This is a genomic window from Luteithermobacter gelatinilyticus, from assembly GCF_005849285.1.
Lineage (GTDB): Bacteria > Pseudomonadota > Alphaproteobacteria > Sphingomonadales > Emcibacteraceae > Luteithermobacter > Luteithermobacter gelatinilyticus.
Genome location: NZ_CP040517.1, coordinates 1,005,805 through 1,019,602, shown reverse-complemented (window position 1 = coordinate 1,019,602; position 13,798 = coordinate 1,005,805). Strand labels below are relative to the sequence as shown.

General features: G+C 55.9%; 12 protein-coding genes and 1 tRNA gene. 3 read left to right on the top strand and 10 right to left on the bottom strand.

Annotation, left to right across the window (positions count from 1 at the left end):
- Window positions 1–9: 9 nt before the first annotated feature.
- The 4 genes from FE788_RS04650 to FE788_RS04635 form a co-directional block, all read right to left on the bottom strand.
- Complete coding sequence (locus FE788_RS04650; protein ID WP_138379546.1) at window positions 10–1,392, bottom strand: hypothetical protein; 1,383 nt, start codon at window positions 1,390–1,392, stop codon at window positions 10–12.
- A 135-nt stretch (window positions 1,393–1,527) separates the two neighbouring features.
- Window positions 1,528–2,493 carry a hypothetical protein gene (locus FE788_RS04645; protein WP_138379545.1) on the bottom strand — a complete coding sequence of 322 codons (966 nt, stop codon included), beginning with the start codon at window positions 2,491–2,493 and terminating at the stop codon, window positions 1,528–1,530.
- Window positions 2,490–3,422, bottom strand: coding sequence for a toxin-activating lysine-acyltransferase (locus FE788_RS04640; RefSeq protein WP_138379544.1), 933 nt, complete (start codon window positions 3,420–3,422; stop codon window positions 2,490–2,492). The genes FE788_RS04645 and FE788_RS04640 overlap by 4 nt, the downstream gene beginning before the upstream one ends.
- Window positions 3,423–3,707: 285 nt before the next feature.
- Window positions 3,708–4,925: an HlyD family type I secretion periplasmic adaptor subunit gene (locus FE788_RS04635; RefSeq protein ID WP_138379543.1), complete on the bottom strand. Its 1,218-nt coding sequence runs from the start codon at window positions 4,923–4,925 to the stop codon at window positions 3,708–3,710.
- A 2-nt stretch (window positions 4,926–4,927) separates the two neighbouring features.
- Here FE788_RS04635 and FE788_RS04630 point away from each other — a divergent pair, with 2 nt between their 5' ends.
- Entirely contained in the window at window positions 4,928–5,398 is a 471-nt protein-coding gene (locus FE788_RS04630) for a hypothetical protein (protein ID WP_138379542.1), read from the top strand.
- Window positions 5,399–5,410: 12 nt separating this feature from the next.
- Here the strand turns inward: FE788_RS04630 and FE788_RS04625 are convergent, their stop codons facing one another.
- From FE788_RS04625 to FE788_RS04610, 5 genes are all read right to left on the bottom strand, one after another.
- On the bottom strand, window positions 5,411–7,828 hold the full coding sequence (locus tag FE788_RS04625) for a type I secretion system permease/ATPase (protein WP_138379541.1): 2,418 nt from the start codon (window positions 7,826–7,828) through the stop codon (window positions 5,411–5,413).
- A gap of 144 nt (window positions 7,829–7,972) precedes the next feature.
- Window positions 7,973–8,125, bottom strand: a complete 153-nt coding sequence (locus tag FE788_RS14015) for a hypothetical protein (RefSeq protein WP_168190261.1) — start codon at window positions 8,123–8,125, stop codon at window positions 7,973–7,975.
- Window positions 8,126–8,421: 296 nt separating this feature from the next.
- Window positions 8,422–8,508: transfer RNA gene (locus FE788_RS04620), tRNA-Leu, on the bottom strand.
- A gap of 151 nt (window positions 8,509–8,659) precedes the next feature.
- Window positions 8,660–9,421 carry a phosphoadenylyl-sulfate reductase gene (locus FE788_RS04615; RefSeq protein WP_138379540.1) on the bottom strand — a complete coding sequence of 254 codons (762 nt, stop codon included), beginning with the start codon at window positions 9,419–9,421 and terminating at the stop codon, window positions 8,660–8,662.
- Between the two features lie 226 nt (window positions 9,422–9,647).
- Window positions 9,648–9,887, bottom strand: coding sequence for a FliM/FliN family flagellar motor switch protein (locus tag FE788_RS04610; protein ID WP_138379539.1), 240 nt, complete (start codon window positions 9,885–9,887; stop codon window positions 9,648–9,650).
- Between the two features lie 111 nt (window positions 9,888–9,998).
- On the opposite strand from FE788_RS04610, the gene lipB reads away from it, so the two are divergent.
- Window positions 9,999–10,655 (top strand): lipoyl(octanoyl) transferase LipB, encoded by a 657-nt coding sequence (lipB, locus tag FE788_RS04605; RefSeq protein ID WP_210414135.1) that lies wholly within the window; start codon window positions 9,999–10,001, stop codon window positions 10,653–10,655.
- 51 nt (window positions 10,656–10,706) lie between these two features.
- Here the strand turns inward: lipB and FE788_RS04600 are convergent, their stop codons facing one another.
- Entirely contained in the window at window positions 10,707–11,018 is a 312-nt protein-coding gene (locus FE788_RS04600) for an acylphosphatase (protein WP_138379537.1), read from the bottom strand.
- A gap of 194 nt (window positions 11,019–11,212) precedes the next feature.
- Here FE788_RS04600 and FE788_RS04595 point away from each other — a divergent pair, with 194 nt between their 5' ends.
- Complete coding sequence (locus FE788_RS04595; RefSeq protein WP_138379536.1) at window positions 11,213–13,720, top strand: TonB-dependent receptor; 2,508 nt, start codon at window positions 11,213–11,215, stop codon at window positions 13,718–13,720.
- Window positions 13,721–13,798 lie beyond the last annotated feature (78 nt).

The window sequence follows — 13,798 nt, the reverse complement described above, 5'->3', positions numbered from 1 at the left end:
TGCCCCGCGTCAAGGTCTGTATTCTTGAAAAAGACCCGCGTGGTTTTGTCCCCGTTGGCATATGTGGTTCTTTTTACATCGGCGCCCCCCCTGGGTTGTCGTCACTGTGATAAACTGGTTGCCGCCGCTGTCTATACCAATCTGCATCCGCCGCTTTGCTCCGGAAGCCGTATCTGACATGCGAATGCCAACCGTCCCATCGTCAAATTGAACCACATGGAAGGAATCCGGCGCGCCTTCTATCGCTTCAGAAAAATTGGGATTGTTTTTAATGTCGTCCGGCAGCGTCGTCCATCCGTGTTTATATCCGGACAAGACCGCTTGTGTAAGATCCTTCAGAACCTCCGCCCGAAGCTCCGCCGACATCAGGTCGGTCGAACTGGCATATATTATCTCTTTCGGTTGTCCCGTGACCTCATCGACGACAATTCTTCCATTCTGGTCATATTCATACCCCTTGACCTCATAGCCATTCATCAGTTCATCAAGGTTGGTCGCAAGCGGATTGACCGTCATCCGCCATTCAAGATTTTCAAATGACCCGGGGGCCGCCCCCGGAACCAGCGAAATGCCGTTAATTTGAGGAACGCCGTTTTCATCGCGACTGAAGGTTGAATATTCAATGGGGCTGACATACTGACCGGTCTCGTCAATGTTGGGGAGGGTATACGTTTCGTAAGAAATGACTTCATCAGCTTCATTTTTGTTGGTTATGACGATGGTTTGTTCCCCGGTGACAGGATCAACTTCAGAAGTAAGCCCCCTTTTAAAGGTTGCCACATTTTCTCCTGAACTATGAGCCTTTAAAATAAATTGAAGCATTACTATGTGTGCAGCAGCCGAATACTCTGCAGAATTTGTTGCCGTCATTAAGATGGCAGAATTCGAGAGCTCCGTATGTATTTCCTCCCCATTTTCCCAGGTTTCCACGGTGCCGATCTGGGGGCCGAAATTGGCGATGGGATCGTCATTTTCATAAAAATTGAAAATTCTGCTTTCATGATCCGCCGTGATCGTCAGACCCGCATCTTCCAAAACTTCTCTGGACCCAGGACCCGATATGCCTTGCGACGACAAGGCGCCATGTTTGACCAAGGCATAATCGCTTAAAACCTTGCCAAGAGAATGACCGGAGGAATAAGTATCTTTAATTTCCACATTGATCTTGTTATTTGGATGCCTCAGCCAGCTTTCAAATTGATCCACGGCCCCAAACTGGCTTAAGGCTTTGCCACGCATGATGCTCCAGTCATTGGCCAGGTCACCACTTTCTGTCCATTCCGTGCCCCGATGGGAAATGAAGAGCGTCCCGGTCTCTAGATGCTCGAAAACAACCCCGAAATATCCGGTATCGTTCACCGCCTGATTGTTCATATCAAGGGAGGTGGCCACCACCCTGAATCCCGGCGGCGGGACGGGATCGTCCTGATATGCCAGAATCGCAAAGTCCCCCTGATAGGCGCGAATTTCCGATGTGGTCAGCGGTGTCGTCGGCATGAAAGTTCCCCCATTGTTTAGAAACCTGGCTTACTGGTTTTTGTGAAAATAGTCTTTGGTGGCTTTTTCCCACTGCGGGTATAACGACCCTATTCCCGAAACATATTTGATGATCTTGTTCCGGATCTCATCCGGAATTGGCACCTTGATGAAATTCTCGGCCTTGACATCCAGGCGCCGCCCGTAATCCGGGGCCCCTTTTTTCTTGACCCAAAGCATAGAGGTCGGTTGTTTTATATTATTTAATGGTAGTGGATGACAGCCAACACTTACCGAGAAATAGTCAAGGTCCTTAAATATGAATCCGTGGTAATCCTGCAAAACGGCTGTCAGATAACTGCCCCCGCGGAATTTTGACGGGGTATGATCCTGACCGGCGATGAAGATGGTTTGCGTCACAAGATAGGCCTCGCCATCAGGGCCATATTTGCCGTGACTCATGCGGAAATCTACGTCTTCCTGCGATTCCCAAAAACCTTCCACGCGCCGGGGCAGGCGTATCGGCCGGCCATGGTCGGACCGGCTCCCCAGCTCAAAAAACCGGTGAAAGGATTTCCGGCCTTCCAGAAAATGCCCCGTCCCTTTATCAATCAGAAAGTTAAGAAGACAGCTGGTCGCCAATCCCTCGGTCATCATTTTGAACTCCATCAGATGCAATTTGGCGGGCATCTCGACCACATGGCTTTGGGGATATCCATAACGGGCCGCAAAAGCCTGCGAATAAACCACGAAAGACGCATCATAAAGTGGAACTTCGACTGGAATTCGTATAATTTCTTTATGGGGACGTCCTCCGGTATCTATATTCGTCCACAACTCGCCCTGTGCGACGGAAGTTTCATCGACGATTTGATATTCCGTCTTAGCAGACCCCGACGAATCGGCGATTTCTTCCACTTTCTGAGAGGGCGCACCATTTTTGCCGTCCCCCTCCTCACAGGCCGCCAGTAACCCAACGCTCACAACAGTCATAATCCATAAAACAGTTTTTCTCATCCGCCCAGCTCCACAACCTTGCGCGCGCCCGTTTGGGGATCGGTATGGTGGAACTTGAACTTTTTGCCCTTAAAGGGGCCCTGGATCAGGTCGGCGAGCATGTTGTCGGCGAGCTTGTTGTCCGGGGTGTGGAACGGGCAGATCAGATCCACCAGCCACAGCGATCCGCCTTCTTGTTTTGTAATATGAAGGGGGGAACTACCGCTCTCTTTTGATGCGTTACCGCCTCCGGCTGCTTGAGCGCCAACCTCGCTACTTGAGCTCCCCTCCCCAGAATGATCAGGGTGCTCGCGGCCTCCCCCCTCTTGATCATCAAGGGGGGAGCTACCGTCCGTTGGACTACTTGAGCTCCCCCCGGCCTCGCGGCCTCCCCCCTCTATTCTCAAGCCCACGGCCCATTCATCGGGGCGCAGGCGATGACCGCCGAATTTTAGTTTCTCTTCCGTCTCGGGGGAGAGGTAGGCCCAGAGCGCCACGCCCAGCGGCTGACCCGTCATATTTGATGTTGCCCCATTCCCACCTGTCGCTTGCGCTGTCTCTCCCTGTCCGGCAGGAGACATTGTCGGCTGCCCGGCCACCGCAGAGGGGCTGGCTCTAAAAATCCGGTATTGCTGCAGAAGAAGCGGCGGCATCACCATCCATTCCAGGTCACTGAGCGCAAAATGCTTGTGGGCCGGGCTCTGGCTCAGCAGCCACACAATCTCTCCCAGCATGTGGGAGACGGTCATCTTGCCGGCCGCCGCCTGCTGCACCGCCTTTTGGGCCGTCTCTTGGGCCTGCGCTAGCGCGGCCTGGTGATTTTCCCGCAAGGCCTTGATTTTCCGCGTCGCCTCGGTCTCGGCGCCAGGTCGAAGAGAATCGGGGATTTGTCCCGCCTGTGCAGACGTCCCGGCTGCGGCGGGGGTTTCGGTTCTTTTTTTGTCTGTCATGATCAAACTCGCATCGTAAATTCAGGGCCTGTAGCTGCCTAGGGAAAAACGGCCCGCCACCCGGGCCGGCGCCACAGTATCGTGATATAAAACCGGAAAATTCCCCAATGTTTTTGGTTCCCCCAATCGTCTTGACCACTTCCCTCCCCCTCTGGGGCCATTTTCATGAATGGGAAATGAATGACTCATTCACTAAATATTAACCTTGTTTCCCCCTTGAATACAACCCTGAATAGATTTTTTCAAAATTTTCAAGTAATGTGACATATTCCCTCCCCGATTTTTCTACCGTTCCCTGAGGCTTTCGTCTTTATATCTGAGCAGCGGCGAGAGCAGGAATTCGATCAGGCGGCGCTGGCCGGTCTTAATCTCGGCAGTGAGCGCCATGCCGGGGCCAAGCGGCACCTCCTTTCCATTCACATGGATCGTGGATCTTTCAATACTGATCCGCGCCGGATAGACTAGGCCCAGATTTTCATCATTCACCGCATCCTGCGCCAGATGATCAAGCCGGCCGGGAATCACGCCATATTTGGTAAATGGAAAGGCTTCCAGTTTGACCTCGACCGCCTGGCCCTCCCGCACAAAGCCGATATCCTTGTTCAGTACATGGGCCTCGACCATCAGCGCGCTGCCATCCGGCACCACCACCATCAGCGCATCGCCCGCATTAACCACCCCGCCAATGGTATGGACGGCAAGCTGCTGCACCCGGCCGTCCACTGGCGCCCGCAGCACCTGCAATTCCCGGCGTTTACGGTTTTTGGTCAGTTCCTGACGGAGCGCGGCCTCCTTGTCCTCGGCCTCCGCCAGTTCCATGAGCACGGTCTTGCGAAACTCTTCGCGGATCTGATCCATCTGTTGCTCCACCGCCCGGATCGACGCCTGAACCCGGCTCAACTGGTCCCGCTGGATCTGCAGATCCTTTTTCTGGCTCACCAGCCGTTCCTGATATTCCAGGAACTGAAACCGCGGCGACAGCCCCTTGTCCACCAAATCCGCCCGCGCCTCGACCTGTTCTTCCAGCAGCGGGATGGTTTCGGTGAGTTTGTCGATCTCCTGACGCACCACCCGGGCTTCCGCCAGGCGTTCCTGCTTCTGTTCCCACGCCGCCTGCAGCGCCGCATGATATTCCGCCAGCCGGCTCTCGATCAGCCGCTGCTGGGTGGCCACAATGTCGGCGCTGACCCCGTCGGGCAAAATGAAGGTTGGGGGTAAAATGAAGCTTGAGGTTTTGTCGGCGGGATTCTTTGAATCGGCCGCCCCCCGGCCGCCTGTCGCACGCACAGGATGCGTCTCTTCGGCCACCATTTGTGCAGGACGCTCCGGGTGGGCCTGGGGGCTCTCTTGATCTTCCGCCCCCCGGCCGCCTGTCGCACGCACCGGATGCGTCTCTCCGGCCACCATTTGTGCAGGACGCTCCGGGTGGGCCTGGGGGCTCTCTTGATCTTCCGCCCCCCGGCCGCCTGTCGCACGCACCGGATGCGTCTCTCCGGCCACCATTTGTGCAGGACGCTCCGGGTGGGCCCTGGGGGCGGAGGCCCCTCAACAACGCCTCGGCGCGGGCCTTGGCGACCCGGGCCACCTGCAATTCCCGCCGGGCCCGTTCCTCGTCGGCGCGGCTGATGGTGCTATCCAGCTCGATCAGCGGTACGCCGGCCTCAACCCACTGCCCATTTTCCACATGGATCGCCTTAACCACACCGAGTTCCGCCGGCTGGATCACCTTGATATTGCCCCGGGGGACAATCTTGCCATGGGCCGTGGCCACCACATCCACCCGGCCAAAAATCGCCCAGAACAGCGCCAGACTGAAAAAAACCATCAGGCTGATCATAATGATGCGCCCCGCCGGCGAGGCCGGCCGCTCCAGGATCTCCAGCGCCGCCGGCAGAAAATCCGCCTCCGCCACCCTGAAGCTCTTCCGCTCGCGCGCCTTTTGCTGTCGCCAGGCTTCCTTCCAGACCGCCAGATGACGGCGGGTGTTATCAAACATGGCCGGACCCCCTGTCTTTATCATCAAGGGGGGAACTACCGTCGTTAACGCTCCTATTTGAGCTCCCCCCGCGCTCGCGCGCTCCCCCCACTTTCTCGTCCAGGCTCACGGCGGCCATCTGTTTGCGGTATAACTGGGCGTAGCGTCCGTCCTGCTGCATCAGGGTTGCATGAGTGCCGTCTTCGGTGATCTCGCCCCGCTCCACAGTGATGATGCGGTGCGCCTGCTTAATGGCGCTAAGCCTGTGGGCAATGATGATCACCGTGCGGCCCCGGGCCATGAGTTTGAGATTATTCTGGATGATCTCCTCGCTTTCCGCGTCCAGCGCGCTGGTCGCTTCGTCTAGGATCAGAATGCGCGGATCGGTGATCAAGGCCCGGGCAATGGCGATGCGCTGGCGCTGGCCGCCCGAGAGGTTGGCGCCCTGCTCGTCAATGACCGTGTCATAGCCTTCGGGAAGCTCCAGGATAAAGTCATGGGCCCCGGCCATTTTGGCCGCTGCAATCACCTGCTCCATGGCGAGCGTCGGATCGGCGAGCGCGATATTCTCCCTTACCGTGCGGTTAAACAACTGGTTTTCCTGCAGCACCACCCCCACCTGGCGCCTGAGCCAGGCCGGATCCACCATCGCCAAGTCCACCCCGTCCACCAGCACCCGGCCGCTTTCCGGCACATAGAGCCGCTGGATCAGTTTGGTCAGTGTGCTTTTGCCCGAGCCCGAGGGCCCCACAATGCCGATCACCTGTCCCGCCGGAATGGTGAGCGAGACGCGCCGGAGCACTTCCGGGCCGTCAGGGCGATACCGGAAGGTGACTCCGTCAAACTCCACCCGGCCCTCGACCCGTGGCAGGGTGGTGCGGTTGGGGTTGTAGCTGGGTTCCGCCGGGCTGTTGAGAATGTCGCCAAGGCGCTCGAGGCTGATGCGCGCCTGCTGAAAATCCTGCCATAACTGGGCGAGCCTGAGCACCGGCCCGCTCACCCGTCCCGCCAGTATATTAAAGGCCACCAGCTGGCCCACCGTGATCTCCCCCCCGATCACCAGCCGGGCGCCCACAAACAGGATCAGCACCGTGGTCACCTTGTTGATAAACTGCACCGATTGCGACCCGATATTGCCCAGCATCGCCGCCTTGAAACCGCTATGCACATAACCCGCGAGATTTTCCTCCCACTTGCGTTGCATCTGCGGCTCGACGCCCATAGCCTTCAGGGTCTGCACTCCGGTCACGCTTTCCACCAGGAAAGCCTGGTTCCTGGCCCCGCGCTGGAACTTTTCTTCCAACCTTTTGCGCAACAGCGGCGTGATCACCGCCGAGACCAGCACATAAAGCGGCAGGGAGATCAGCACAATCAGCAGCAGCGCGGGGCTGTAGAGGTACATCACCGCCAGGAACACAAAAGTGAACAGCAGATCAATCACCAGGGTCACGGAAGAGGAAGTGAGAAACTCCCGGATGGTGTCCAGTTCCCGCACCCGGGCCACGCTGTCCCCCACCCGGCGGCTTTCAAAATAACTCAAGGGAAGCGCCAGAAGATGCCGGAACAGCTTGGCGCCAAGCTCCACATCCACCCGGTTGGTAGTGTGGGAAAACACATAGGTGCGCAAGCCCCCCACCAGCACCTCAAAACCGGACACCACCAGAAGCGCCACCACCATCACTTCCAGGGTGGTCAGGCCCTTATGCACCAGCACCTTATCAATCACCACCTGGAAAAACATCGGCGTCACCAGCGCAAAAAGCTGCAGGAAAAAGGACGCCAGCAGCACCTCATATAGGATTTTGCGATATTTGACCAAGGCCGGAATGAACCAGGTCACGTCGAACCTGCGCGCCGCCCCCGCCAACATGGCCCGGGTGGTCATCAGGATCACCTCGCCCGACCATAGCCGTTCAAACTCCGCCCGGGACAGGACTTGCGGTTGGCGGGCAAGTGGCGACTGCACCAGGACCTTGTCCGCCGATACGTCCTGTCCCGCATCCACCGGGGCAATCTTGCCAATGATGAAATAGCGCCCGTCCCGGTCGCGCCCGATCGCCGGCAGCGGCAGTTTCAGAAGTTTTGTCCAGTCGGCCCGCACCGCCCGCGCCTTGACCTCCATCCTTTTGCAGGCCCTAAGGATATCCGCCGTCTCGAACGGCGCCGCGCCTTTGCCGCTTTGATGCCGGATCTGCTCCCCCGAAGCCGCCTTACCGAGAAATTTGAGCAACGTGACCAGGCAGGACAGCCCAGTATCCAGGGCGGCAGGCGCACCTGCCCGCCCCGCGCCATCGTCTCGTTCCTGACCGGCCTGTCCCGATTTTGTTGTTCCTGTCTTTTTCCGTTGCGCCGTAGTGTGATGTAAACTGTCGGAAACTGCCGCAGTGTCAGTACCCGGTTTCGCTACTTCCGTAGCTTCCCCGTCTGTCATATGATGAACGCCCCCGCTGTAATCTTCTCAATGCTCAATCCCCCTTCAAAGTGAAACAGTTCATCACAACTGTAAATAGCACATTTGGACTAGAGTGAATTGTGAATAGGTTGGCTCAATTCTGTTGGCGGATTGTGGCTCGCCTCACGCGGAAGACGGCGCCGGGCGATGCGGGGCATCGGGCCAGGCGTCTGACAAGGTGAGCGGCCCCAAGCCGCCAACCCGAAGGGCCGGGCCGATCTGGTCCAGTTCCGGCGGGGTTTGGCTGGGCCGTACCGCCAGTATGGCCTGCGCCAAACCCCTGGCTCCTGAACCAGACCTGACCCTGTTCCAGGGCCCAGCGCTGAGCTTCCATTCTGGTTTTAAACAACTTGGCTGGTTTTAAACAACTTGGTTTTTCGAGTACCTTTGGGCCTTACATCTGCTTACCACTTCTTTCCATGTTTTCTCACTGAAACCATTTTCGCACCTATCTCCTTGCGCATCTTTTTCGGATAAGATCGAAAATGAAGGAGAAATGGAAGAGCATCAATCGCAAAAAACTGCGCTTTTTTGCAGCTTAGGAAGTTTTGGGAATGTTTGGAAAAAGGTGTTGGTGCGGCCGAGAAGACTCGAACTTCCACGGGTGTTACCCCACAGCGACCTCAACGCTGCGCGTCTACCAATTCCGCCACGGCCGCATCGCAATGGCTTGGTGGAAGTGGATTAGCAAACCGCACACAAAGAAGCAACAGGAAAGTGAAAAAATTGCCGCCCCCCAAAGAAGGACATCCTTTCCGGCTCCCCGGCTCCCTGCGCGAACCTCGAACCTCAGGACTCAAATATTGGGACTCAGATATTGGCCCCGATATGAATGCCGCATTCGGTTTTGTCCTGCCCGGCCCAACGGCCGGCGCGACGGTCCTGCCCCGGTTCCACCCGGCTGGTGCAGGGCATGCAGCCAATGGACGGGAATCCTTGCGAGACCAGCGGGTGCTCCGGCAGGCCCAGTTCCTTGATTCGGGCATCTACCTGTTCCGCAGTCCAGAACGCCAGGGGATTGATCTTGAATTTGCGGCCATCCTGTTCGATGAGCGGGATATTGGCCCGGGTCGCAGCCTGAAACCGCTTGCGTCCCGTGATCCAGGCCTCATAGCCATTCATGGCGCGCGCCAGTGGCCGGACCTTGCGCAAATTACAGCAGGCATCCGTATTGCGCGTCCAGAGCAGGCCGTTTTTGTCTTCGGCCTCCACTTCCTTCTCATCCGGCTTGACCGTAATCACATTGGTCAGCCCCAGAATTTCCGTCAACTGATCCCGATAGCGCAGGGTTTCGCCAAACAGCTTGCGGGTATCCAGAAAAATAATAGGGGTCGCAGGATTCACCCGGGCCACCATGTCCAGCAGAATGACAGATTCGGCGCCAAAAGAAGACACCAGGGCAATACGGTCCTTGAATTCCCTGTTGATCATGGCATCAAGCAGGTCATCCCCCTCCGTCATGTCGCCATATAAACGGGTCAGGCGATCAATTTCCCGTTCCCCCCGATCGCTCTCCCAATCAGCATTCCCGTTATTCTTCAGCTCAACATTTTCGATGACGGCGGCATCCATTGGATCGTCCTTTTCTGCTCTATCTGCTCGTCTGTGTTTCCGGTTGCTTTTCCGGTTACTTTTTTGGCAGCTCCCCCCGAGGCCCACCATATTCGCAATACTACACGCCATATGTAAGAGATTAACAAGAACATTTCAAGTTTTTATGTATTTTTAATTTATTAACATTATTTTTATGTTATTATTAGGCTCCGAAAAGCACCCTGAAATGCCGGCCAAGGACGGCTTACATCTGATAAGTTTTGACGCTGCGGGTAATGCTGATGGCGATATTGTCCCCGGACACGACGATCTCCCCCTTGGCAATCAATTCGCCATTGGCATAGATCTTCACCGGCTGGTCCTGATCCCCGTCGAGATCAATCACGGCGCCACGCCCCAGTTTCAACAACTGGCGAATGGGCATCATTGTCTGCCCCAGCACAACGGTCAGTTCAATTTCGACATCTTCGATGGCCTGTGACATGACCTGTCTTATCCCTTCACTTTATCCTCAAGACCGGATATAGGATTAAAGAGAACGTTATCATGGAACAGCATAGTTATTTTTTGATTAATGGCAAATCCAATATCATCAATGACCGACAGCCCCTCCAATATTGCCAATCCTTCCAATATTGAATGGGACATTACAGACGATTTGGTGCCCTATGAAGAGGCGCTTCAGCGCATGGAACAGCGGGTTCAGGACATTCATGACGGGACAGCCCGGGAACTGGTCTGGTTGCTGCAGCATCCGCCGCTTTATACGGCGGGCACCTCGGCCGACCCGATCGACCTGGTCGACCCGGACCGGTTTCCGGTCTACGCGGCTGGACGCGGTGGCCAGTATACCTACCATGGCCCGGGACAGCGGGTTGCCTATGTCATGCTGGACCTTAGGAAACGCGGCCGGGACGTGCGGAAATTCGTCTATGATCTGGAACAATGGGTGATCAACACACTGGCCGAATTCAATGTAACTGGGGAACGCCGCCCGGGCCGGGTGGGCGTCTGGGTGGATCGGGGCCAGGGGCGCGAAGACAAAATCGCTGCCATCGGGGTTCGCGTGCGCCGCTGGATTACCTTCCACGGGATTTCGCTCAATGTGGATCCCGACCTGGACCATTTCAGCGGCATCGTGCCGTGCGGGATTTCGGAACATGGCGTGACGTCCCTGGTGGATCTTGGCCTGCCGGTCACCATGCACGATGTGGACGCCGCCCTACGCCGGAGCTGGAACGAAATTTTCTGAGTCCCCGCATTATCCCGCCTGATCCAGTCCCCAAAAGAAACCCTGGGGGGATCAGGACCGCCGCTGATCCACATCCACGGTGGGTTTTTGTACAAACCCCTTGGGCGTGATTCCCCGGGCGGGAAATTGTTCAATTTTTTCCACCACAGCCCGTTCCGGCCCCAGATGACACCGGCGGATCATCTCCTCCACCTTGTCTTCACGCCCTACCAAAAGTGCCTCTACCGTACCGTCAGCCCGGTTCCGCACCCAGCCATCCAGGCCCAGCGCCGTGGCATGTTCCACAGTCCAGGCACGGTACCACACGCCCTGTACCCGGCCATGAATAACCATCCTTACCGCTTTGTATCCTTCGTCCAACATACTTAAAACCTAAGCCGAACTTGACCTGAAAACAAGTTCAGACAGTTCAGGAGGAGCTAATTTTCTCCATTTATCGTTTTTATAAAAATATATCATTATGATATTATGTGATTCAATCAAATCATCCCAACCACACATAATACACAAAGCATCGGAATGAGGAGGATCACATGGGAGCCCAGGAACAAAACACCATGAAACGAAACAAAAGGCTGCTTGCCACCAATAGCCTGATTTTTCTTTCCGCGTTGACAACGTCAACACATGTGACATATGCCGAAGAAAACGAGACGAAACTGGTACTCGAGGAAATCATTGTCACCGCCCGCCAACGTGCTGAAAGTCTTCAGGATGTCCCGGCCAGCATCACCGCCCTCACCTCAGACGTGATTCAAAGCGCCAGTATCCAGCGTGCGGAGGATTTTATTGGCCTCACCCCCGGGGTAACGCTGGTGGACGCAGCGGAAGTTGGCGACACCCAGGTCAACATCCGCGGCATTAACGGCGCCCGGGATGCGGAAAACAGTTTTGCTTTTATTGTGGATGGCATTTTAATGACCAACCCTGCCGCTCTGAACCGGGAGTTTGCCAACCTGCAACAGATCGAAATCCTGAAAGGCCCGCAAGGGGCCCTGTATGGCCGCAACGCCGCAGCCGGGGCGATCATAGTGACGACACGTCAACCTGGGGATGAACTGGCTGGAAATTTCAAAGCCACTGCCGCCAATAATAACAGTTATTACGCCTCCGGCACGCTGAGTGGGCCGGTGCTGGAAGACAAGCTGGGGTTTGTCCTGCATGGCGATTTCAGAACCACGGACGGATTTTACAAAAACACTTTCGTCAACAGAAAAAACACTGACGACTTTGAAAACTACAACATTACTGCTCGGCTGGTCTGGGACAATGGGGACAACACGACTGTTGATACCAAAATCCGCTATGGAGAAGTAGAAGCCTCGGCCATTACCTTTAACGCCGCCTTCGCCTTTCCGGCCTTCACAGGCTTTTCTCCGGAATGGTTTGAAGACGTCAATGATCATGAATTTGTGTTCCAGGGAAATGTGGAGCCGATCAACGAGCAGGACGCCTTCGAACTGTCTGTGAAAGTTGACCACGAAATGAACTGGGCCACCCTGACAGCCTGGTTTCTGTACAGCGATATAGACCAGGACCTGATTGCCGATGGCACCAGCGGCGCTTTTGGGTTTTTCAATGCTGAACCCAATTGCCGGGCTTCCACCGCAGCCCTGAATGCCGCTGGCGTCGTACTGCCGCCACCACAGGTTCTGGGCACTGTGCCGGATTCACTGTTTGTTGTAGGCCCGGGCGGATCGGTTTTCGGTCCCTATACCCCCACCACCTGTGACGGCTATCAGTATCAGTTGCGCAATCAGGATGATATTAGCCTTGAACTCAGGCTGACGTCCCCCTCCGATCAGGACCTGCGCTGGATCGCCGGCGCCTATTTTCTAGATCTGAACCGGGAAGTGGCGGTGGCCACAGGCATCGACACCGGGGAGCCGATCATCGGTAGGCCCTTTAACGGCCCTGACAGCTCAAGTCCGACCGAGCAGCTGGTGCATGACCGCTTCGACAGCCAGGTCTATGCGGTCTTTGGCCAACTGGCCTATGATGTCACAGAAAAAATCGAAGCCTCTCTCGCCCTGCGTTATGACCGCGAGGAACGACAGGTCAAGAATTTGGTCCCGACGGATGCAGTCACACAATTCATTGACTTTGACGGGTTCCCATTTGACGGGGGCGCTCCACTCAATCCGGGCCTGGACCCTGCCCTGAATCCGGGCGGGATCACCGATCAAAGCCGCACTTTCGAACAGCTCCAGCCCAAAATCAGCCTGACATGGGATGCTTCTGATGACGTTACCCTATTCGCCAGCTGGGGCATTGGGTTCAAAAGCGGCGGGTTTAATAACCAAGGCAGCAAGGCCACCATTGACGCCTTTATCAACAGTCTTCCTGGAATTGGGGCCCCCTTCCCCGCCGTAAGCGTTGAGGACACCTTTAAAAAGGAAAAATCCAGCGCCTTTGAACTGGGCTTCAAGGCCAAAGCCTGGAACGGCCGCGTGAATATTGAAGGAGCCGGGTATTACACAGAAGTGGACGACATGCAGTTTTTCGAGTTTTATGTGGGACCGTTCGGCCTCTTGCGTGTCGTTTCCAACATCGACGAAGTGCAGATTACCGGGTTTGAACTCGGGATCAACGCCCGGATCGTCGATGAACTTCTGCTGTATGGCGGGTTCAACTATACCGACAGTGAGATCAAGAAAAATTCAGTCCGCCCTGACACGCTGGGCAACAAATCCCCCTATACGGCCGAATACACGCTTAATCTCGGTATGCAGTTTGATCATCCCGTTGCCGACGGTTATAATTTCGTCGCCCGGGCGGACTGGCGACTGGTTGGACCAACCTGGTTCCACACCGTTCAGGATCAGGAACGCCCCACCGGCTTTGGCGTCCCGGCCGACTATTCATTAACCCGCCGTGACAGCTACAATCTCCTGAATGTGCGTGCCGGGATAGAAACAGATAACTGGTCCATCGCAGTCTTTGCCGACAATCTGACCGAAGAAGAATATCTAGAAGAGGCCATTCCAGCCCCCGAATTCGGCGGTTCTTTCATTCATCCCGCTGACAAAAGAACCATAGGGGTCGAGGCCACATTCAGCTTCTGATCATCAGCCAGTTTCGATGATCCGGCAGCTTCTGGCCATTCGGATCATACCTAAAAACCAATGGCCGCATCCAAGATG